The sequence below is a fragment of the Mesorhizobium sp. M7A.F.Ca.US.006.01.1.1 genome (assembly GCF_003997935.1).
Taxonomy (GTDB): domain Bacteria; phylum Pseudomonadota; class Alphaproteobacteria; order Rhizobiales; family Rhizobiaceae; genus Mesorhizobium.
Genome location: NZ_RZQL01000065.1, coordinates 1 through 20,046, shown reverse-complemented (window position 1 = coordinate 20,046; position 20,046 = coordinate 1). Strand labels below are relative to the sequence as shown.

The 20,046-nt window shown below is 63.4% G+C and carries 20 protein-coding genes; 18 read left to right on the top strand and 2 right to left on the bottom strand.

Features of this window, described 5'->3' with window-relative positions:
- The first annotated feature begins 60 nt into the window (after window positions 1–60).
- The 13 genes from rpsF (at window position 61) to EN943_RS13705 (ending at window position 12,169) form a co-directional block, all read left to right on the top strand.
- Window positions 61–561, top strand: coding sequence for a 30S ribosomal protein S6 (gene rpsF / locus EN943_RS13770; protein WP_013532520.1), 501 nt, complete (start codon window positions 61–63; stop codon window positions 559–561).
- Window positions 561–809 (top strand): 30S ribosomal protein S18, encoded by a 249-nt coding sequence (gene rpsR / locus EN943_RS13765; RefSeq protein WP_006203718.1) that lies wholly within the window; start codon window positions 561–563, stop codon window positions 807–809. The genes rpsF and rpsR overlap by 1 nt, the downstream gene beginning before the upstream one ends.
- 218 nt (window positions 810–1,027) lie before the next feature.
- Window positions 1,028–1,612, top strand: coding sequence for a 50S ribosomal protein L9 (gene rplI, locus EN943_RS13760; protein ID WP_013532521.1), 585 nt, complete (start codon window positions 1,028–1,030; stop codon window positions 1,610–1,612).
- A 301-nt stretch (window positions 1,613–1,913) separates the two neighbouring features.
- A complete protein-coding gene (locus EN943_RS13755) occupies window positions 1,914–3,218 on the top strand; it encodes a cyclopropane-fatty-acyl-phospholipid synthase family protein (protein ID WP_127413008.1) in 1,305 nt (434 codons plus the stop codon).
- 67 nt (window positions 3,219–3,285) lie between these two features.
- Window positions 3,286–3,609, top strand: coding sequence for a YnfA family protein (locus tag EN943_RS13750; protein WP_127413007.1), 324 nt, complete (start codon window positions 3,286–3,288; stop codon window positions 3,607–3,609).
- Between the two features lies 1 nt (window position 3,610).
- The gene (locus tag EN943_RS13745) at window positions 3,611–4,588 is read left to right on the top strand and encodes a small ribosomal subunit Rsm22 family protein (RefSeq protein WP_127413006.1); all 978 of its coding nucleotides are present in this window, start codon (window positions 3,611–3,613) and stop codon (window positions 4,586–4,588) included.
- Between the two features lie 220 nt (window positions 4,589–4,808).
- Window positions 4,809–6,299 carry a replicative DNA helicase gene (locus EN943_RS13740; RefSeq protein ID WP_127261333.1) on the top strand — a complete coding sequence of 497 codons (1,491 nt, stop codon included), beginning with the start codon at window positions 4,809–4,811 and terminating at the stop codon, window positions 6,297–6,299.
- Between the two features lie 222 nt (window positions 6,300–6,521).
- Window positions 6,522–7,925: a DNA repair protein RadA gene (gene radA, locus EN943_RS13730; RefSeq protein ID WP_127413004.1), complete on the top strand. Its 1,404-nt coding sequence runs from the start codon at window positions 6,522–6,524 to the stop codon at window positions 7,923–7,925.
- A 63-nt stretch (window positions 7,926–7,988) separates the two neighbouring features.
- The gene (locus EN943_RS13725) at window positions 7,989–8,657 is read left to right on the top strand and encodes a CvpA family protein (RefSeq protein ID WP_127413003.1); all 669 of its coding nucleotides are present in this window, start codon (window positions 7,989–7,991) and stop codon (window positions 8,655–8,657) included.
- Window positions 8,658–8,761: 104 nt separating this feature from the next.
- Complete coding sequence (gene purF / locus EN943_RS13720) at window positions 8,762–10,231, top strand: amidophosphoribosyltransferase (RefSeq protein WP_013532528.1); 1,470 nt, start codon at window positions 8,762–8,764, stop codon at window positions 10,229–10,231.
- 43 nt (window positions 10,232–10,274) lie between these two features.
- On the top strand, window positions 10,275–11,015 hold the full coding sequence (locus EN943_RS13715) for an SDR family NAD(P)-dependent oxidoreductase (protein WP_127413002.1): 741 nt from the start codon (window positions 10,275–10,277) through the stop codon (window positions 11,013–11,015).
- A gap of 134 nt (window positions 11,016–11,149) precedes the next feature.
- Window positions 11,150–11,779: a hypothetical protein gene (locus EN943_RS13710; RefSeq protein ID WP_013532530.1), complete on the top strand. Its 630-nt coding sequence runs from the start codon at window positions 11,150–11,152 to the stop codon at window positions 11,777–11,779.
- Window positions 11,780–11,947: 168 nt separating this feature from the next.
- Complete coding sequence (locus EN943_RS13705) at window positions 11,948–12,169, top strand: hypothetical protein (RefSeq protein ID WP_013532531.1); 222 nt, start codon at window positions 11,948–11,950, stop codon at window positions 12,167–12,169.
- 3 nt (window positions 12,170–12,172) lie between these two features.
- Here EN943_RS13705 and EN943_RS13700 read toward each other — a convergent pair whose 3' ends face one another.
- Window positions 12,173–12,679 carry an OsmC family protein gene (locus tag EN943_RS13700; RefSeq protein WP_027162698.1) on the bottom strand — a complete coding sequence of 169 codons (507 nt, stop codon included), beginning with the start codon at window positions 12,677–12,679 and terminating at the stop codon, window positions 12,173–12,175.
- Window positions 12,680–12,881: 202 nt separating this feature from the next.
- On the opposite strand from EN943_RS13700, the gene aguA reads away from it, so the two are divergent.
- Together aguA and EN943_RS13690 are read left to right on the top strand one after the other, a co-directional pair.
- A complete protein-coding gene (gene aguA, locus EN943_RS13695; RefSeq protein ID WP_127413001.1) occupies window positions 12,882–13,988 on the top strand; it encodes an agmatine deiminase in 1,107 nt (368 codons plus the stop codon).
- Window positions 13,989–14,032: 44 nt separating this feature from the next.
- Window positions 14,033–15,136 (top strand): polyamine ABC transporter substrate-binding protein, encoded by a 1,104-nt coding sequence (locus EN943_RS13690; RefSeq protein ID WP_127413000.1) that lies wholly within the window; start codon window positions 14,033–14,035, stop codon window positions 15,134–15,136.
- Window positions 15,137–15,246: 110 nt separating this feature from the next.
- Here the strand turns inward: EN943_RS13690 and EN943_RS13685 are convergent, their stop codons facing one another.
- Window positions 15,247–15,996 carry a LuxR family transcriptional regulator gene (locus tag EN943_RS13685; protein WP_127412999.1) on the bottom strand — a complete coding sequence of 250 codons (750 nt, stop codon included), beginning with the start codon at window positions 15,994–15,996 and terminating at the stop codon, window positions 15,247–15,249.
- A 217-nt stretch (window positions 15,997–16,213) separates the two neighbouring features.
- Here EN943_RS13685 and EN943_RS13680 point away from each other — a divergent pair, with 217 nt between their 5' ends.
- The 3 genes from EN943_RS13680 (at window position 16,214) to EN943_RS13670 (ending at window position 19,766) form a co-directional block, all read left to right on the top strand.
- Window positions 16,214–17,731 carry an alpha/beta hydrolase gene (locus tag EN943_RS13680; protein ID WP_027162694.1) on the top strand — a complete coding sequence of 506 codons (1,518 nt, stop codon included), beginning with the start codon at window positions 16,214–16,216 and terminating at the stop codon, window positions 17,729–17,731.
- Window positions 17,732–17,909: 178 nt separating this feature from the next.
- Entirely contained in the window at window positions 17,910–18,797 is an 888-nt protein-coding gene (locus tag EN943_RS13675) for a DMT family transporter (RefSeq protein WP_027162693.1), read from the top strand.
- Between the two features lie 60 nt (window positions 18,798–18,857).
- Window positions 18,858–19,766 carry a DMT family transporter gene (locus EN943_RS13670; RefSeq protein ID WP_127367300.1) on the top strand — a complete coding sequence of 303 codons (909 nt, stop codon included), beginning with the start codon at window positions 18,858–18,860 and terminating at the stop codon, window positions 19,764–19,766.
- The last annotated feature ends 280 nt before the right edge of the window (window positions 19,767–20,046 follow it).

Sequence of the window (20,046 nt, the reverse complement as noted above, 5' to 3'; positions counted from 1 at the left end):
AGTTGCAGAGGCTTTTGCCGCCGGGAACCGGGAGAGAAACGAAGAAAGGCATAAGACATAATGGCTCTTTACGAACATGTGTTTCTTGCCCGGCAGGACCTCTCGCAGCAGCAGGTCGATGCGCTTGTCGAACAGTACAAGGGTGTCATCTCCGCAAATGGCGGGTCCGTCGGCCGGGTCGAGAACTGGGGACTGAAGTCCCTCACCTACCGGGTCAACAAGAACCGGAAGGCTTACTACACGCTGATGGACCTGAATTGCCCGGCGGCCGCGCTCAACGAGATGGAGCGCCAGATGGGCCTGTCCGAAGACGTGCTGCGTTTCCTGACCATCAAGGTCGAGGCGCATGAGGAAGGCCCGTCGGCCATGATGCAGAAGCGCGAAGAGCGCTCGGAACGCGGCGGCTTCGGCGACCGTGACCGTGGCGATCGTGGTCCGCGCTCGTTCGGCGATCGTGATCGCGGCGACCGTGGCGATCGTCCGCCGCGCTCGTTCGGCGACGCTGGTGCCGATCGTGGTCCGCGCCGTCCGCGCGAAGGCTTTGAAGGGGGTGCAGAATAATGGTCGACATCAATCAGATCCCGACCCGGCGCCCGTTCCATCGCCGCCGCAAGACCTGCCCGTTCTCCGGCGCCAACGCGCCCAAGATCGACTACAAGGACGTGCGTCTGCTGCAGCGCTACATTTCCGAGCGCGGCAAGATCGTGCCGTCGCGCATCACCGCCGTCAGCCAGAAGAAGCAGCGCGAACTCGCCAAGGCGATCAAGCGCGCCCGCTTCCTCGGCCTGCTGCCCTACGTGGTTCGCTAATATCTCAAATGCGGGCGGTTCGCCGCCCGCTCTTCTCCCACGGTGACGGGCGCCGCAGGGTCGAACATCAAATCCCGGGTTGAGGTCAAAACCTCTAACTGCCGCGACAGGCAGGACAGCGACACCAGCGCCAAAGGCGCTCCAGCTTCCTGCCTGTTCCCAAGACATTCGGCGTCGATCTCATCGATCGATTGGCGCCCAACCGAAGGAACAAAACCATGGACGTCATTCTTCTCGAACGCGTTTCCCGTCTCGGCCAGATGGGCGATACCGTCAAGGTCAAGGACGGCTTCGCCCGTAACTTCCTGCTGCCGCAGGGCAAGGCGCTGCGCGCCAACGAAGCCAACAAGAAGAAGTTCGAAGGCCAGCGCGCCCAACTCGAAGCCCGTAACCTCGAGCGCAAGTCGGAAGCGGCCCAGGTCGCTGAAAAGCTCGACGGCAAGAGCTTCATCGCCGTTCGCTCCGCCGGCGAAACCGGTCAGCTTTACGGTTCCGTTTCGACCCGCGACATCGCCGATCTGCTGACGGCGGAAGGTTTTTCGATCAACCGCAACCAGATCCTGCTCAACCAGCCGATCAAGACCATCGGTGTCACCAATGTGGCGATCGCGCTGCATCCGGAAGTCGAGGTCACCGTCACGCTCAACATCGCTCGTACGGCCGACGAAGCCGAGCGCCAAGCCAAGGGCGAGACACTGACCACCGCCGAAGCCATCTATGGCGACGACATCAACGACAATGCCCGGCCGGAGAACTTCTTCGATCCGAACACCGAGTTCGAGGGCGACGAAGACAACGCCTGATCACACGTCGCAAGACGATTGGAGCCATGGGCTGATCACGACTTAACGCCAAGCTCCGATCACTTTGCCGTCATCCAGCCATGCTGGACCAATGCCCGGGCCTCTCGCCCGGGCATTTTTGTGCCAAATGGAACTTTTCGAACCCCTATATATTGTTGCAGACTATGGCGTCGCGCGTGCTTTGGCCGCGCAAATCACGCTGTGCATCTTTGGTTCGGCGCAAGACCCCCGGCGAAATCAATCCCGATTTTCGCGGTCACGCGCCAAGGCAGCCTGTCTGGCCGAGAGGGGAAATTTGGTCATGAATATTCTGTTGAAGCGCGTTCTCGACCGCCTGGTGCGCACCGGCAATCTCAGGGTAACCGGCCCCAAGGGCACGGCGGTGGTTTTCGGCGACGGTAGTGGCGAACCGGTGCACATGCACATCAAGACCGCTCATGCCGAGCGCGCCATCACCTTCGATCCGATGCTGGCTGTGCCTGAAGCCTACATGGACGGCGAACTCGATATTCTCGAAGGCGGCGTGCTGGGCGTGATGCGCATCGCCTTCCAGAACATGGGCAGCGGCGGCATCGACGCCACCTGGTCGAAGGCCATCGAAGGCCTGCGCCACGCCTTCCGCCGGCTGCAGCAGATCAACACCGCCTCGCGCTCGCGCCGCAACGTGCAGCGCCACTACGATCTGTCGGGCGATCTCTACCGGCTCTTCCTCGACGAAGACATGCAATATTCCTGCGCCTATTTCGAGCAGCCGGACATGACACTCGACGAAGCGCAGGCCGCCAAGAAACGCCACATCGCCGCCAAGCTCCGGCTGAAGGCCGGCCAGACCGTGCTCGACATCGGCTCCGGCTGGGGCGGGCTTGGTCTCTACCTCGCCAAGGCGTTCGACGTCGACGTGCAGGGCGTGACGCTGTCGACCGAGCAGCATGGCGTCGCCACCGACCGGGCGCATGCGCAAGGGCTGGAAAGCCGCGTGCATTTCGAGCTGAAGGACTACCGCGAACTCAACGAGCGTTTCGACCGCATCGTCTCGGTCGGTATGTTCGAACATGTCGGCGTCAACCACTACCGTACGTTCTTCGACAAGAGCGCGACGCTGCTCAAGCCTGACGGCGTCATGCTGTTGCACACGATCGGCCGTTCCGGCGTGCCGTGGGCGACCAGCGCCTTCATCCGCAAATACATCTTCCCGGGCGGCTATATCCCTTCGCTGTCGGAAGTCATGCCGGCGATCGAGAAGTCGGGCCTGGTCGTCACCGACGTCGAGATCCTGCGGCTCCACTATGCCGACACGCTGAAGCACTGGGGCGAGCGCTTCGCTGCCAACCGCGACAAGGCCAAGGCGATCTACGACGAGCGCTTCTGCCGCATGTGGGAATTCTACCTGGCGGCCTCGGAAGCCGCCTTCCGCTGGCAGGATCTAGTGATCTTCCAGATCCAGATCGCCAAGAAGAACGATACGTTGCCGATGACACGCGACTACATGGCCAAATGCGAAAAGGCGCTCGAGATGCGCGACATGGGGCATCGTGAAACGGCTCCCGTCAAAAAGAGCCCGACCGCCAAGCCGGCTCGCCGCCGCAAGGTTGCCGACCAGGAATAGCATTGCTGCTTGCCATTGCCGGCGCCTGCACTGAAAAAGGTCCAGTGACCGTCGCTGGACCTTTTTCATGACCTTTGTCCTCTATGCCGCCGCCGCTCTGGCCGAGATCGCCGGCTGCTTTTCATTCTGGGCCTGGTGGCGGTTGGAAAAGTCGCCGCTTTGGCTTCTTCCCGGCCTCGCCTCGCTTGCCCTGTTCGGCTTCCTGCTGGCCCTGGTCGACACGTCAGCCGCCGGCCGCGCCTACGCTGCCTATGGCGGCATCTACATCGCGGCGTCGCTTGGCTGGCTGTGGCGGGTGGAGGGCGTTCGCCCCGACCGCTGGGATCTTGCCGGCGCCGCGCTCTGCATTGCCGGCGCTTCGGTGATCCTTCTCGTCCCGCGGGGCGCGTGAGATGGAGTTGCCGGCCTCCCTTCGCCAAGGTGTCGAGCGCCTGCTCGAAAACGTTCCGCTGGCGGTACTCAAGCAAGCGGCAAAAACGCTGTCCGACCGCTACCGTGCCGAGTTGCGCGACGGCCGTCTGCACATGGCCGAGGACCTGGCAGTGAAGGCCTATCTGGCGACGCGGCTGCCAGCGACCTATGCCGCGATCCGTGCCAGCCTCGACGCGCTGAGCGACGCCAAGCCTGCCTTTCAGCCCAGGACCTTGCTCGATGTCGGCGCCGGCCCTGGTACGGTGCTTTGGGCCGCGACCGATCAGTGGCCCGACCTCGAACAGGCGGTACTGTTCGAAGCCAGCGCGGCGGTGCGCAAGGTGGGCGAGACGCTTGCCGGCAACACTATTGCCGCCCAGACCAGATGGCTGGCCGGTGATGCCACCATCGACCTTGCCGGCGTCGAGCCGGCCGATCTGGTCACGTGCGCTTATGTGCTGGACGAAATCGCGCCGGCGTCGCTGCCGAAACTCGTCGACCGGCTCTGGCAACTCACAGGCGACATGCTGCTGATCGTCGAGCCGGGCACCCCGGCCGGCTGGCAGCGCATCCTTGCCGTGCGCCGGCAGCTGATCGAGGCGGGCGCGTATGTGCTTGCGCCTTGCCCGCATCAGGCACCCTGCCCGCTCGCCCCGCCCGACTGGTGCCACTTTTCCCGCCGCGTCGCCCGCTCGCGCCTGCACCGGCTGGCCAAGGACGCCGACGTGCCGTGGGAAGACGAGAAGTTCATCTATGTCGCGGCTTCTCGCGACGGACCCACTTCGCACCAGGCACGGGTTCTTGCGCCGCCGAAGTCCGGTTCCGGCAAGGTTCTGCTCAAGCTGTGCCAGGACGACGGCACCGCCGCCGAGCGCTTGTTTACCAAGCGCGACGGCGCCGACTTCAAGCTGGCCCGGCGCCTGGACTGGGGCGACAGGCTGGACAACACCGCAAAATGAACAGCGCAATCGTTCTTGCTTCGTTCCGATGAGTCAGATAGAGATCCACGCCCTGTCGAGTCAACCGGAATCGGGGCACGGGAATACTCTCCTGTGGACGATTGGTTGTTCCTGTGAACAACGGGCATCAAGGTTCTTTGGTTGGGTAGTGATGCAGAAAGGTCAGCACCGACTCATCACGTTCTGATATCGAGAAGCCGGGACCGAAATCGGGGACATCATGGCAGAAGCAGCGCGAAAATTCGGCGTGGCGGAAACACCGCTTTATCGTGAAGCGCCCAACAACATCGAGGCCGAGCAGGCGCTGCTCGGCGCCATCCTCGTCAACAACGACGCCTTCTATCGCGTCTCGGACTTCCTCAAGGCCAGCCATTTCTACGAGCCGCTGCACCGCAAGATCTTCGAGGTGGCGTCCGAGTTCATCCGCATGGGCAAGGTCGCGACGCCGATCACGCTGAAAACCTTTCTGCCCGCCGACGAGAAGGTCGGCGACATGACGATGGCGCAATATGTCGTGCGGCTGGCGGTCGAGGCTGTGACCGTGGTCAACGCCACCGACTATGGCCGCGCCATCTATGACCTCGCGACGCGCCGCGCGCTGATCACCGTCGGCGAGGACATGGTCAACATCGCCTATGACGCGCCGGTCGACATGGCGCCCGGCGAACAGATCGAGGATGCCGAGCGGCGGCTGTTCGAGCTGGCCGAAAACGGCCGCTACGATGGCGGTTTCGAAAGCTTTTCCGATGCATTGAAGAACGCCGTCGACATGGCCAGCGCGGCCTATATGCGCGATGGCCACCTGTCAGGCATTGCTACCGGCCTGCGCGATCTCGACCACCGCATGGGTGGCCTGCAGCCTTCGGATCTGATCATCATCGCCGGCCGCCCAGGCATGGGCAAGACGTCGCTGGCCACCAACATCGCCTACAACATCGCTGCCGCCTATGAGCCTGCCCAGCAGGCCGACGGCTCCGTCAAGGCGGCCAATGGCGGCGTCGTCGGCTTCTTCTCGCTCGAAATGTCATCCGAGCAGCTGGCCACCCGCATCATCTCCGAGCAGACCGAGATTCCATCGTCGAAAATCCGGCGCGGCGATTTGACGGAAGCCGATTTCGGCAAGCTTGTCGCCTACACGCAGGAGAACCACAAGCGCCCGCTCTACATCGACCAGACGGGTGGTATCTCGATCGCCCAGCTCGCGGCACGCGCCCGCCGCCTCAAGCGCCAGCGCGGGCTGGACCTGATGGTCATCGACTATATTCAGCTGATGCAGGGTTCATCCGCCAAGGCGTCGCAGAACCGCGTCCAGGAAATCACCGAGATCACCACCGGACTGAAGGCGCTCGGCAAGGAGTTGGGCGTGCCGATCATCGCCCTCTCGCAGCTCTCGCGTCAGGTCGAAAGCCGCGACGACAAGCATCCGCAGCTGTCCGACCTGCGCGAATCGGGCTCGATCGAGCAGGACGCCGACGTCGTGCTGTTCGTGTACCGCGAGGAATATTACATCAAGAACAAGGAGCCGGAGAAAGGCACGCCCGAGCATCTCGCCTGGGAAACGAAGATGATCGAGGTCCAGGGCAAGGCCGAAGTGATCATCGCCAAACAGCGCCATGGCCCGACCGGCACCGTCAGCCTTGCCTTCCAGGGCGAGTTCACCCGCTTCTCGGACCTCGCCGAGGAGCATCATCTGCCGGAAAGGTTCGAGTGACCTATTGAGACAGGTCCCATTCCTTGGCGCCCCCCTCTGTCCTGCCGGACATCTCCCCCTCCGGGAGGGAGATTGGATGTCATCGATCCTTTCGCCAATTTTTGGCGTTGAAAAGAAGGCGCAAGCGCTGAAGCTGCAAATCTCCCCCCTGGAGGGGGAGATGGCCGGCAGGCCAGAGGGGGGCGCTGCCCCGCCAGCCTGTCACCGCGTGGCTTCCATCTAATGGCCAAATCCCGCGTCCAATTCATCTGCCAGAGTTGCGGATCGGTGCATCAGCGCTGGGCCGGCAAATGCGATGCCTGTGGCGAGTGGAACACGCTGGTCGAGGAAGGCACGTCCGGCGGCATCGGCTCGGGACCAGCCAACACGCGCAACGCCCGCAAGGGCCGCGCGGTGGTGCTGACCACACTGTCCGGCGATATCGAGGACGCGCCGCGCATCATCTCGGGCATTGGCGAACTCGACCGCGCCACCGGCGGCGGTTTCGTGCGCGGCTCGGCGCTGCTGGTCGGCGGCGACCCCGGCATCGGCAAATCGACATTGCTTACCCAGGCGGCCGCGGCGCTGGCATCAAAAGGCCACCGCATCGTCTATGTCTCAGGCGAAGAGGCGGTCGCGCAGATCAGGCTGCGGGCGCAGCGACTTGGCGTCGCCTCTTCTCCGGTGGAACTTGCCGCCGAGACCAATGTCGAGGACATCCTGGCGACGATCGCCGACGGCAAGCGGCCTGATCTCGTCATCCTGGATTCGATCCAGACGCTGTGGACCGACCTTGCCGATTCGGCACCGGGCACCGTTACCCAGGTGCGCGCCGCAGCCCAGGCGATGATCCGCTATGCGAAATCCACAGGTGCTGCGATCGTACTGGTCGGCCATGTCACCAAGGAAGGCCAGATCGCCGGGCCGCGCGTCGTCGAGCACATGGTCGACGCCGTGCTCTACTTCGAAGGCGAAGGCGGCCACCACTACCGCATCCTGCGCACGGTGAAGAACCGTTTTGGACCGACCGACGAGATCGGCGTCTTCGAAATGTCGGACAAGGGCCTGCGCGAGGTCGCCAATCCATCCGAGCTTTTCCTTGGCGAGCGCCATGCCAAATCGCCGGGAGCGGCGGTTTTCGCCGGCATGGAAGGGACGAGGCCGGTGCTGGTCGAGATCCAGGCGCTAGTGGCGCCGTCCTCGCTTGGCACGCCGCGCCGCGCCGTCGTCGGCTGGGACGGCGCCCGGCTATCGATGATCCTGGCGGTTCTCGAAGCCCATTGCGGCGTGCGCTTCGGCAGCCACGATGTCTATCTCAATGTCGCCGGAGGCTACCGGATTTCGGAGCCCGCGGCCGACCTGGCGGTGGCGGCCGCCCTGGTTTCCTCGCTCACCGGTCTTGCCCTTCCCGCCGATTGCGTCTATTTCGGCGAAATCAGCCTTTCGGGCGCCGTGAGGCCGGTTGCGCATGCGCAACAGCGCCTCAAGGAAGCCGAAAAGCTGGGTTTTGGAAGCGCGGTTCTGCCCTCGGGCAGCGGGGAGCTGGCCGGGGGGATCGGGGCCGGTTCTTTTCAGCCAACCGAGCTTGCCGACCTCGTGGCACGCATAGCCGGCACACGCCGAAGCCGCGTGGACGAACAAGACTAGAGCATCGGACCCTGAGCCCGATGCTCCGCGCTATAATACGGCTCATGGAGTGGGGCGAAAGACATGCCGATTACGCTGCTTGACGGAATTCTCGTCGGCTTCACTCTGGTCTCGGCGATGCTCGCCATGGTTCGCGGCTTCTCGCGCGAAGTCCTGTCCGTCGTCTCCTGGGCAGCGGCGGCAGCTGCGGCGTTCTTCTTCTACAAGCCGGTTGTGCCTTACCTCGCGCCCTACATCGAGAATGAAAAGGTCGCCATGGCGGCCGCCGCCGGCGTGGTCTTCATCATCGCGTTGATCGTCGTCTCGGTCATCACCATGAAGCTCGCCGACTGGATCATCGATTCCAGGATCGGCGCACTCGATCGTACGCTCGGTTTCCTTTACGGCGCCGCGCGCGGCATCCTGGTCGTTGCCGTCGCCCTGCTGTTCTTCAACTGGCTGGCAGGCGCCAAGGCACCAGCCTGGGTCACGGAGGCCAAGTCGCGGCCGCTGCTCGAGCAGATCGGCGCCAAGCTCGAAAGCCTGCTGCCCGAGGATCCGGAAAACGCGATCCTCAAGAAGCTCAATCCGAATCAGCCGGCCGCCGAGACGCCAGCTGCTCCGGACGCACCGGCGGCGGATGCTCCGGCGGGCGGCGACGATGCCAACACGCCGGCGCCTGACGACAATGACGCAACACCACCGGCGAACAACGCCCCGGCCGCTCCGGCACCGGCGGCACCGGCAAACTGACGCCGAAAACGGCGTCAGGATCTGACGATGGTGTGAACGACCGCACGGCCCGCGTTGCTTTCGGCGCGAACCCGCATTATATGGCGATTTTAGCGGAGCTTAAGATGGCAGACGCAGACGACGTGCTTTCCGCCGAGGCCGACGACCATTTCCACGACGAATGCGGTGTGTTCGGCATTTTCGGCCGGCAGGACGCCGCGGCAATCGTTACATTGGGACTGCATGCGCTGCAGCATCGCGGCCAGGAAGCGGCCGGCATCGTTTCCTATGACGGCAGCCAGTTCCATGTCGAACGCCATGTCGGCCTGATCGGCGACACCTTCACCAAGCAGCGCGTCATCGACAGCCTGCAAGGCAACCGCGCCATCGGCCATACGCGCTACGCCACCACGGGCGGCGCCGGCATGCGCAACATCCAGCCCTTTTTCGCCGAATTGGCCGATGGCGGCTTCGCCGTCGCCCACAACGGCAATCTGACCAACGCCATGACCGTGCAGCGCGCGCTGCAGAAGCAAGGCGCGATCTTCTCCTCCACCTCCGATACCGAGACGCTTTTGCACCTTGTCGCCACCAGCAAGGAGCGCGATCTGAACTCGCGTTTCATCGATGCGGTGCGGCAGGTCGAGGGCGCCTTCTCGCTGGTGGCGATGACGGCCAAGAAGATGATTGGTTGCCGCGATCCGCTCGGCATCCGGCCGCTGGTGCTCGGCGATCTCGACGGCGCCTGGATCCTGGCCTCCGAAACCTGCGCGCTCGACATCATCGGCGCGCGTTTCGTGCGCGACCTGAAGCCCGGCGAGATGGTCGTCGTCACGTCCAAGGGCATCGAGAGCCTGTTCCCCTTCGAGCCGCAGAAGACCCGCTTCTGCATCTTCGAATATGTCTATTTCGCGCGGCCGGATTCCTCGGTCGAAGGCCGCAACGTCTATGAGGTGCGCAAACGTATTGGCGCCGAGCTGGCGGTCGAAAGCCCGGTCGAGGCCGACATCGTCGTGCCGGTGCCGGATTCGGGCACGCCGGCGGCGATCGGCTTCAGCCAGGCGGCCGGCATTCCCTTCGAGCTCGGTATCATCCGCAATCATTATGTCGGCCGCACCTTCATCCAGCCGGGCGATTCGATCCGCCACATGGGCGTCAAGCTGAAGCACAATGCCAACCGACGCATGATCGAAGGCAAGCGCGTGGTGCTGGTCGACGACAGCATCGTGCGCGGCACCACCAGCCAGAAGATCGTGCAGATGGTGCGCGACGCCGGCGCTAAGGAGGTGCATATGCGCATCGCCTCACCGCCGACACGCGCCTCCTGCTTCTACGGTGTCGACACGCCGGAGAAATCGAAGCTCCTGGCATCGCGCATGTCGATCGAGGAGATGGCCGAGTTCATTCGCGTCGATTCGCTTGGCTTCCTCACCATTGACGGGCTCTACCGCGCGGTCGGCGAGGCCAGCCGCGACAACGACCAGCCGCAATTCTGCGATGCCTGCTTCACCGGCCAGTACCCGACCCGCCTGCTCGACTTCGAAGGCCACGACAATGTGCGCACGCTGTCGCTGCTGGCGACAAGCGGGACGTAGGCCGGACCGCCATCAGCGTTAGTCAATTCCCGGAATCCATCGCATGACCCTCGACCTTTCCGGCCGCGTTGCGGTCGTCACCGGCGCCTCGCGCGGCATCGGCTATTTCGTTGCCAAGGAATTGGCTGCCGCCGGCGCGCATGTCATTGCGGTGGCTCGTACTGTCGGCGGGCTGGAAGAGCTCGACGACCAGATCAAGGCGGCCGGCGGCCAGGCGACACTGGTGCCGCTCGACCTCGCCGACATGGCCGGCATCGACCGCCTGGGCGGCGCCATCCACGAACGCTGGGGCAAGCTCGACATTCTCGTCGCCAATGCCGGCGTTCTCGGCGTCATCTCGCCGATCGGTCATGTCGAAGCAAAAACCTTCGAGAAGGTGATGACCATCAACGTCACCTCGACCTGGCGGCTGATCCGCTCGGTCGACCCTCTGCTGCGGCTCTCCGATGCTGGCCGCGCGATCATCCTGTCTTCCAACGCCGCGCACTCGGCGCGCGCCTTCTGGGCACCCTACGCGGCATCCAAGGCCGCGGTGGAGACGATGATGCGCTCCTGGGCGCATGAGACGCAGAGCCTGCCGCTCAGGGTGAACGCCGCTGACCCCGGCGCCACCCGCACCGCCATGCGGGCCCAGGCAGTGCCGGGCGAAGATCCCGAGACGTTGCCGCATCCCTCCGAGATCGCCAAACGCATCGTGCCGCTGGCCAGCCCGGACCTGAAAGAGACCGGATTGATCTTCCAGGCCAAGCACAATCGCTTCGTCGCCTATAGGCAGCCGGAATAAAACTTGAGCCTTTTTTTGACGCATGTCGGTTTCCCAAAAACCGCTGCGCACTTTTAAGCGACATGCGTAGGGAGTAAACAGGCCTCCGGAAACGTTTCTTCGACGTAGTCGAAGCCCAAACCGGAGGAACCACCATGCGCAAACTGCTTCTCGCCACCGCGGCCATCCTGATCGCAGCCGCGGGCGCCGCTTACTCGCAAGATGCCAAGATGAGCTTCTTCGTCACCAGTGTCGGTTCCGGCAAGGGTGCCGACCTCGGCGGCCTCAAGGGTGCTGACGCGCATTGCGCATCGCTGGCGGAAGCCGCCGGCGTCACCGGCAAGAGTTGGGCCGCCTATCTGTCAACCAGCGACACCGACGCCCGCGACCGTATCGGCAAGGGGCCGTGGGTGAACGCCAAGGGCGTCAAGATCGCTGACGACGTCGCCTCATTGCACAGCGATGCCAACGGCATCACCAAGCAGACGGCGCTCAACGAGAAAGGCGAAGTGGTCAACGGCCGCGGCGACACGCCGAACCGCCACGACGTGCTGACCGGTTCCAAGCCTGACGGCACCAAGATCGCCGACCAGACCTGCGGCGACTGGACGATGAGCGGGGCGGAAGGCGCCGCGATGATGGGCCATCACGACCGTACCGGCCTCGACGATTCGGCAGCCGCCAAATCCTGGAATTCCTCGCACGCCTCGCGCGGCGGCTGCAGCCAAGAGGCGCTGAAGGGCACCGGGGGCGATGGCTTGTTCTATTGTTTTGCCACCAACTGAGCCGATTGCGCTTCGAAATCGGGCTGGGAAACCCGCCGTCACATCACGCGGCTGTGATTTGGCGGCGGGAAGCTGTGCCGCGGTCATGCTTTCGTCATTTCCTTGGAGTTGGTAGGGTCACCGCGACTCCCACAACAAGCGCCCAACTGGCAGAACAAGGAAATCCCCATGGCTACGACCGCAGCAGCGTTGGTCTGGTATCTGGTAATCGCGGGTCCGCAAGGCGGCATGGTCGTGCTGCCCAGCACCTTCGACAAGCGCGAACAATGCACTGCCGCCATCACCGAATATCAGAAGCAGCCGACACCGGCCGGCTGGTCGGTGCAATGCGTGCCGAGCGCCTCGCCCTTCACCGACGAGGGTGACGCCGAAGAACCGTCAGCACAGTAGGCGTCAGCGGCGTGCGCTGACCGTCAGTTCCGGCTTCTGGCTGATGGTCTGGAACACCACGCAATAACGCTCGGTCAGCTTCAGCAGCGAGTCTATCCGCTCCTGCGGCTCATCGGTGTCGAGGTTGAAATTGAGCCGGATGGCGCGAAAGCCGACCGGCGCATCCTTGGCGACACCGAGCGTGCCGCGAAAATCGAGATCGCCTTCAGCCTCCACCGTGGCGGCGCCGAGTTTGAACTCGAGCGCCGTCGCCACCGCCTTCAGCGTCACCCCGGCGCAGGCGACCAACGCCTCCAGCAGCATGTCGCCCGAGCAGAGCTCAAGGCCTGAGCCGCCTGTTGCCGGATGCAGGCCGGCGATGGCGAGCGCCCTGCCCGTCTCCACCTTGCAGGCAACCGACTGGTCGTCGATCGAGCCCTTGGCGCGAAGCGTGATCATGGCCTGCGAAGCGTCGTCACGATACGCCTGCTTCAGCGGCGCCTGCATGGCCTTCAGTTCGGTCGCATCCATCCGCTTTCCCCTTTCGTCGACTGCTTGCGTCACCGGCATGCGCCGTCCGGTCAAGATTTGCGCCGATCACCTTGGGAAGGCAATGCCATTCCGCAACAGGTGCCAGCCGCCTACACCGATATCCCAAATGGGACATTGACGGACAAGGTCCCAAAAACGTCTGATCCGGGCAAGTCATCACTCCATTTCCCGGCGGTCCCCGATGCCTCGAACCCTCTCGACAAGGCCGAAACAGGATGGGTTTCGCGCGCCCGGCGAATTCGAACCCAAGTCAGGCTGCTGGATGATCTGGCCGGAGCGGCCGGACACCTGGCGCCTCGGCGCCAAGCCCGCGCAAAAACTGTTCGCCGATGTCGCCGCGGCGATCGCGCAAAGCGAGCCGGTGACGGTGGCGGCTTCTGCTCGCCAGTGGCAGAATGCCCGAGCGCGATTGCCCGGTCATGTGCGCGTCGTGGAAATGTCTACCAACGATTCCTGGCTGCGCGACAGCGGTCCCAACTTCGTCGTCAACGATCAAGGCGACGTGCGTGGCGTCGATTGGATCTTCAACGCCTATGGCGGTTTTGACGGCGGCCTCTATTCGCCATGGGACCTGGATGACCTTGCGGCGCAAAAAGTGCTCGAAATCGAGAACATGGATCGCTACCGCGCACCTCTGATCGCCGAGGGTGGCGGGTTGCAGTGCGACGGTCAGGGCACGCTCATCACGACGGAGCAATGCCTGCTCAACCGAAATCGCAACGCTCATCTCGGCAAGGCCGAGGTGGAGCGCCAGCTTGGCGACTATCTCGGTGTCGACACCATCATCTGGCTGCCACGCGGCTTTGCCTTCGACGAGACCGACGGCCATGTCGACGACGTCTGCTGCTTCGTGCGCCCCGGCGTGGTCGTGCTGAGCTGGACCGACAATCGGGACGACCCACAATATGAGATCGTGCGCGAAGCCGAGGCGGTGTTGCGTTCGGCTCGTGATGCGAAGGGCCGCGCGCTGGAAGTTCACCGGCTGCCCCACCCCATGCCGATCGAGATGACGCCGGAAGAAAGCGACGGCGTGGACCGGCTGGATTCGACCTGGGCGCGACCGGCCGGAAACCGGATCGCGGCGAGCTACATCAACTACTATCCGGGCAACAGCGTCGTGGTGGTGCCGCAGTTCGGCTGCGATCTCGATGTGAAGGCCAAGCGGACGCTGGCCGAGCTGTTTCCCGACCACCGAATAGTCGGCATCGAAAACTCGCGAGAGATCCTGCTGGGCGGCGGCAATGTCGCCTGCATCACCCTGCCGGTCTATGCCCCGCAACGGCGTTGAAGGATGACGGCCGCCGAACACCAGCAGCGAAAAGGAGAACACTCATGCGCGCTCTGATCTTCTCAACCCTGCTTGCCGGGATTGCTTGCGGCATCTGCGCCGGCGCAGCCTCGGCGGATGAGGAAAAAATCGTCAATGTCTACAACTGGTCGGACTATATCGCGCCGGACACCGCCGAGAAATTCGAGAAGGAAACGGGCATCAAGGTTCGCTACGATGTCTATGACGGCAACGAGGTGCTCGAAACCAAGCTGCTCACCGGCGGCTCGGGATATGACGTGGTCTACCCTTCAGCCTATCCGTTCCTGAAGAACCAGGTGAAGGCGGGGGCTTTCCTGGAACTCGACAAGGCGAATCTTGCAAACCATTCGAAGATCGATCCGCAAGCCCTGGCGCTGATCGCGGGTGCCGACCCGCAGAACCTGCATGCCGTGCCCTATATGGCCGTCACCGACGGCATTGGCTACAACGTCGCCGCGGTCAAACAGCGGCTGCCGGACGCGCCGACAGATTCCTTCGCCATGGTCTTCGACGTCGATGTGGTCAAGAAGCTGTCCGATTGCGGTGTAGCTATCATCGATGCGCCGGCTGAAGTCATCCCGATGGCGATGAACTACCTTCACATCAACCCCAAATCGACCAGTCCCAACGACCTCGCCAAGGTCGAGGACCTGCTGGTCAAGGTGCGGCCCTACATCCGCTATTTCCATTCGTCGAAATACATCAACGACCTCGCCAACGGTGACATCTGTGTGGTGTTGGGCTGGTCGGGCGACATACTCCAGGCAAGGACCCGTGCGGCGGATTCCGTAAAGAAGCTGGAGATCGCCTATTCCATCCCCAGAGAAGGCACGCTCATCAACTTCGATACGATGGCGGTACCGAAAGATGCGCCGCATCCCGACAACGCCCAGGCCTGGATCAACTTCAATCTGCGGCCCGATATCGCCGCGGCCAATTCCAGCTATGTCTCCTACGCCAATGCGATACCGGAGTCCCTGCCGCTGATGGACAAGGCCATAGCCAGCGACCCCGGCGTCTTTCCGCCTGATGCCGTGAAGGCCAAGCTGTTCGTGGTGGACAACAACGACCAAAAGCTGCTGCGATCCCAAAACCGCATGTGGACACGCATCGTGACGGGACAATAGAGCAATTCCAGGAAAAATGCGCAGCGGTTTTCCCGTGAAAAGCGCGTAGCGCTTTCCCTTGGGAATTGCGTCAAAGCAAAAAAGACAGAGCCGGGCGGAAGCCGTCAGGCTCAGGCGGCTTCGCGGATGGCCGCCAGCAACTCGACCTGGGAGTGCACGCCGAGCTTGCGATAGATCTGCTTGATGTGGTTGCGGACCGTCCCGGGCGAGATGGCGAGGCATCGCGAAATCGTCTTGGCGTTGCCACCATCGACCAGATGCCGCGCAATCTCGGTCTCGCGCCTGCTCAGCCGCGAGCGAGCGTCACCGATTGCGGCGCCCTTGTGCCGGAAGCGGCACAGATGGAGCAATCTTTCCAAAATGAGCCTTGTCGCGCTGCTTGCCGCGCAAGCCGTCGCCAGATCCTGCTCGCCAAACGGTTCTGCCCCGTTTCGCCTGAGAAAAGTGACATAGCCAGCGGTCAGCCGGTCGAGATTGAACACGCCGGTGATCTCGTCGAAACTGTCGGAAGGGCCGAAGAATTCGCGATAGTAGGGAGTCCGCTGGAAGTCGCCATTGCGGAGTGCCGACAGCGGCAACAGGAAATCCTGCCTTGTGCTGGCGAACCTCTGGAAGAAGGGAGCCTGGCGATACAGGCGTGCATCGTAGTCGCGGTTCCAGCGATCGGGACCGGCATCGTCGATGGTCAGGGATGTGATGTCGCGACGGTAAAAGCCGACATAGGCGCGGTCGGAGCCAAGCAACTCGCTCGCCGCTGCCGTGAAGCGAGCCGACAATTCTTCGGGAGTCACGGCAACGGCCGCAGCGGCGACACCGCCGCTCCAGCGCCCAAACTGATCGAGGGAAAGGTTCGACTGCATTCCAATTCATACTAGGCATGATGCCGAAAAGTGTGAAGCGGTTTTCGGACGGCATCATGCTCTATCTGTTTGATTTAGAGCCGGATTGAGATTTCAGGTCGATCGACCTGAAATCATCCGGCTCTAGCGCAAGCCGTTGCAAGTTCAAATCAGCCATTTCCTTTGACTTCGACCCTCTCGGCCATACCTATGCGGGAGTCGTTGTCGCGGAGCCATCATGCCGGTCAAATTGAAACTGATCTGCCTTATCCTGCCGATGCTCGCCGTCCTGGCGCAGCCCGTCCTGGCTGAAACGGCGGAGCGGCCGGCGCCCTCGGGCGGCGTGCTATCCCTGCTGCCGCCGCCGCAGACCACCAACCATTCGATCACGCTGGCCGGGCGCAAGCTGGATTACCAGGCAAAGGCGGCGACCCTGTCGCTGCTATCGGGCAAGGGCGACGTCACGGCGGAGATCTTCTACGTCGCCTACACACTGGAGCCGCCGGCAAGCGGGGCCAAAGACCAGCAGCGGCCGATCACCTTCGTGTTCAACGGCGGCCCTGGAGCAGCGTCCGCCTATCTGCATATCGGCGCACTCGGTCCACGGATAATCGCGACGGGAGCCGACGGCGAATTCCTGCCGTCACCGCAAAGACTGATCGACAATCCGGACAGCTGGCTCGACATGACCGATCTCGTCTTCGTCGATCCGGTGGGAACAGGCTATAGCCGCGAGGCACCGGGTCAGGACACGCGCGATTTCTGGGGTGTAAACCAGGATGCCAGCTCGATAGGCGCCTTCATCCGGCTCTATCTCGCGCAGAACGGCCGCACCGGGTCGCCACTGTTCCTCGCCGGCGAAAGCTATGGCGGGTTCCGCGCAGCGCTGCTCGCCAGGACGTTACAGGAAGATATCGGCATCAGTCCGAACGGCATCGTGCTGATCTCCCCGGCGCTGGAGTTCACGCTGGTGCAGCCCGACGAATTCGAGCCGCTGCATTGGGCGCTCGAACTGCCTTCACTGGCGGCGGTGCGCCTGCGCGCCGAAGGCGTCAGCGGCGACGCGTTGCGGGAGAAGCTGGCAGACGTCGAACATTATGCGATGGGCGATTACCTCACGGCAATCACCAGCGGACTGGAGCAAGGCAGGCGGCTGGCCAGCCAACGCGTGGCTGACATCACCGGCCTGCCGCTCGATCTGGTGCAGCGGAACTCCGCCCGCATCCCCACCGGCCTGTTCGCAAGGGAGTTCTCCCGCGCCAGCGGCAAGGTGCTCAGCCCCTATGACGCCACGATCGGCACGGCCGACATCGCGCCCGAGAGCGCCCGCATCGCCGGCCCGGATCCGGTGCTCGACCGCAGCGTGCCGGCGCTGACGTCGGCATTCGTCGGCTATATCAGCGACGAACTGCATTTTCGCACCGATGTCAGCTATCGGCTGCTCAATGGCGAAATCAGCCACAATTGGGATTACGGGACCGGCGCCTCGCGGCAAGGCTATGCCGGGGTGATGGACGATCTGCAGCGCGCACGCTCGCTGAACCCTTCGCTCGGCGTCGTGATCGTTAACGGCTACACCGATCTGGTGACACCTTACCTCGCCTCGCGCTACCTGGTGAGCCAGATCCCGTCGCTCGCCAATGCCAAGCCCATCCGTCTCGATGTCGTCGAGGGCGGGCACATGATGTATTTCAGGTCCGATGGCCGGCGCGCGCTGAAAGAAGCCGCTTCGGAGCTTTATCAGGCGACGCAATAGGCTTGGCGACAGTGCAGCTCGCCATGGACCCGTGCCCCAATATAAGCACCGGACTGGCGTAGCGCCGCAGGGGTTTTCGCCCGTATAGCTTGGTACCAAGGGAGTTGAATTCACGGCTCCCTTGTGTCGCTCCTCACAGCATTTCTGCCGCTCCGGCAAATTTGGTCCCACGCGCCTTATGGCCGATATCGCCATTCTCGAAACACGCGAGCGGGTTCTTGCAGGCATCCTGCTGACCGGTGCGGCCTATCTGCTGTTTTCGACACAGGATGCTTCGATCAAGCTGCTGGTCGTCGGCCTGAGCGTCTGGCAGATCATGTTCTTCCGCAGCATCACCATTCTGGGCGCGTGCGCGGCGATCGGCGGACGACAGCTGTTTGCCGACACGATGCGCTCGCCGATCGTGCGGCCGATGCTGGTGCGCAGTGCCTTCACGCTTGCTGCGTGGCTCTGCTACTACAACGCCGCGCGCAGCCTGCAGCTCGCCGAACTGACCACCGTTTATTACGCGGCCCCGATCATCGTCACCGTGCTTTCGGTGTTCCTGCTCGGCGAAAAGGTGCCGATGCTGCGCTGGCTGGCGGTGCTGATCGGCTTTGCCGGCGTGTTCATCGCTTGCGATCCGACCCATCTCGGCCTGTCCGTGCCGGTGCTGCTGGTGCTGGCGGCCGCCTTCTTGTGGGGCATCGCCATCGTGCTCTTGCGCAGGACCGCCCTTGCCGAGCGCTCGATGATCCAGCTCCTGCTCAACAATTTCTATTTCCTGCTGTTTTCGGCGGTGCCGGCGCTGCTCTGGTGGCAGACGCCAAACCTGGCGCAATTGCTGCTGCTTGCCAGCGTCGGCGCACTCGGCGGCCTGGCGCAGTATCTTCTCTTCGAAGGCATGAAGCGCACACCAGCCTCGGTTCTCGCGCCGCTGGAATACACCTCGCTATTGTGGGCATTCGCACTCGGCTTTGCGATCTGGGGCGACGTGCCGCGCCGCGAAGTTTTCCTGGGCGCTGCGCTGATCGTCGCCGCCGGCCTGCTGATCGTCGGCACCGAGCATTTCCGCAAACGGCTGTGATGTGGATGGCCATGATTGCTGACGCTACGATGCCAGGACCAAGCGGCGTAGGCTGGCGGCATGACTGAGATTGCAGCCGCCACCGACACCGCCGCGGAGCGGACACTCGGCATCATCCTGGTGTCGTCCTCAGCCGCCGTCTTCGGCCTGACGGGCGTGCTGACGAAATCAATCCACGCCGACCCGTTGACCATCATCTGCTGGCGCGGCTTTGTCGGCGCGATCCTGATCAGCCTCTATGTGCTGTGGCGGCGTCACCGTTCCGGTGGGCGTGAGACCCTGCGGCTTGGCTGGCGCGGCTGGCTGCTGGCGGTGGAAGGCGCGCTGGCCAGCATCGCTTTCATCTCGGCGTTCAAGTTCACCTTCGTCGCCAATGTCGCTGTCATCTATGCCACAGCACCTTTCGTCACGGCGCTGCTGGCCTGGGTTCTGACGCGCGAACCCTTCCGGTTGCAGACGATGGTCGCCGCCGCCGTGTCGCTGTGCGGCGTGGCGATCATGGTCTGGTCCGGCTTCGGCACCGGCAATCTGTTCGGCGACGGACTGGCACTGCTGATGACCATCGGCAGCGGTCTTTACATGATCATGGTACGCGCCTTCCGCGACACGCCCGTGGTGTGGGCCGGTGCGGTGTCGGCATTCCTGTTGTTCGTGCTCGGTTGGTTCGTCACCGATCCGCTGGCGGTTTCGCCGAGAGATGCCGTTCTGCTCGCCACTTTCGGCGCGTCCTTCGCGCTGTCCTCGATCCTGTGGACGGAGGGCGCACGGCTCATCCCGCCGGCCGAATCCGGGCTTCTCGGTTCGGCCGAAGTGCCGTTCGCGATCCTGTTTGCCTTCCTGTTCCTGGGCGAGATTGCACCAGCCGCCAGCATGATCGGCGGCGCCGTCGTGCTCACCGCAGTGTTCGCCCACGCGGGGCGGGATTGGCTGATGGCGCGCTCGCAACGCATGGCGTCAAATATTTCTTAAAAAAGTGACACAGTCATGGAACCATCATCCGGGTCAGGCATTATTGCTGCGACGGGCCATCCCCAAGTCCCCCCAAACCCCTCGGCCCGTCCTACTCCAAGCCGACCGTAAGGTCGGCTTTTTCTTTGCCGCTTGCCGACCGTAAGGTCGGCTTTCTCTTTGCCACTTGGGACCGCAAGGTCGGGTTCGTTGGGCATTCAGCCCGACAAGGCAAGGTTGGCGCTGAGCAGGGTCGCCAGATCGGCTGCCGATCCATCGGCACCGGCGCGCAGCCGGATGG

Coding starts and splice junctions, on each gene's coding strand:
- purF (WP_013532528.1), top strand. CDS start 8,762: ATGGCAGACGCAGACGACGTGCTTTCCGCCGAGGCCGACGACCATTTC.
- EN943_RS13745 (WP_127413006.1), top strand. CDS start 3,611: ATGGAGTTGCCGGCCTCCCTTCGCCAAGGTGTCGAGCGCCTGCTCGAA.
- EN943_RS13710 (WP_013532530.1), top strand. CDS start 11,150: ATGCGCAAACTGCTTCTCGCCACCGCGGCCATCCTGATCGCAGCCGCG.
- EN943_RS13670 (WP_127367300.1), top strand. CDS start 18,858: ATGACTGAGATTGCAGCCGCCACCGACACCGCCGCGGAGCGGACACTC.
- EN943_RS13715 (WP_127413002.1), top strand. CDS start 10,275: ATGACCCTCGACCTTTCCGGCCGCGTTGCGGTCGTCACCGGCGCCTCG.
- radA (WP_127413004.1), top strand. CDS start 6,522: ATGGCCAAATCCCGCGTCCAATTCATCTGCCAGAGTTGCGGATCGGTG.
- EN943_RS13700 (WP_027162698.1), bottom strand. CDS start 12,679: ATGGATGCGACCGAACTGAAGGCCATGCAGGCGCCGCTGAAGCAGGCG.
- EN943_RS13675 (WP_027162693.1), top strand. CDS start 17,910: ATGGCCGATATCGCCATTCTCGAAACACGCGAGCGGGTTCTTGCAGGC.
- EN943_RS13690 (WP_127413000.1), top strand. CDS start 14,033: ATGCGCGCTCTGATCTTCTCAACCCTGCTTGCCGGGATTGCTTGCGGC.
- EN943_RS13680 (WP_027162694.1), top strand. CDS start 16,214: ATGCCGGTCAAATTGAAACTGATCTGCCTTATCCTGCCGATGCTCGCC.
- aguA (WP_127413001.1), top strand. CDS start 12,882: ATGCCTCGAACCCTCTCGACAAGGCCGAAACAGGATGGGTTTCGCGCG.
- EN943_RS13750 (WP_127413007.1), top strand. CDS start 3,286: ATGACCTTTGTCCTCTATGCCGCCGCCGCTCTGGCCGAGATCGCCGGC.
- rpsF (WP_013532520.1), top strand. CDS start 61: ATGGCTCTTTACGAACATGTGTTTCTTGCCCGGCAGGACCTCTCGCAG.
- EN943_RS13755 (WP_127413008.1), top strand. CDS start 1,914: ATGAATATTCTGTTGAAGCGCGTTCTCGACCGCCTGGTGCGCACCGGC.
- EN943_RS13725 (WP_127413003.1), top strand. CDS start 7,989: ATGCCGATTACGCTGCTTGACGGAATTCTCGTCGGCTTCACTCTGGTC.
- rplI (WP_013532521.1), top strand. CDS start 1,028: ATGGACGTCATTCTTCTCGAACGCGTTTCCCGTCTCGGCCAGATGGGC.
- rpsR (WP_006203718.1), top strand. CDS start 561: ATGGTCGACATCAATCAGATCCCGACCCGGCGCCCGTTCCATCGCCGC.
- EN943_RS13685 (WP_127412999.1), bottom strand. CDS start 15,996: ATGCAGTCGAACCTTTCCCTCGATCAGTTTGGGCGCTGGAGCGGCGGT.
- EN943_RS13705 (WP_013532531.1), top strand. CDS start 11,948: ATGGCTACGACCGCAGCAGCGTTGGTCTGGTATCTGGTAATCGCGGGT.
- EN943_RS13740 (WP_127261333.1), top strand. CDS start 4,809: ATGGCAGAAGCAGCGCGAAAATTCGGCGTGGCGGAAACACCGCTTTAT.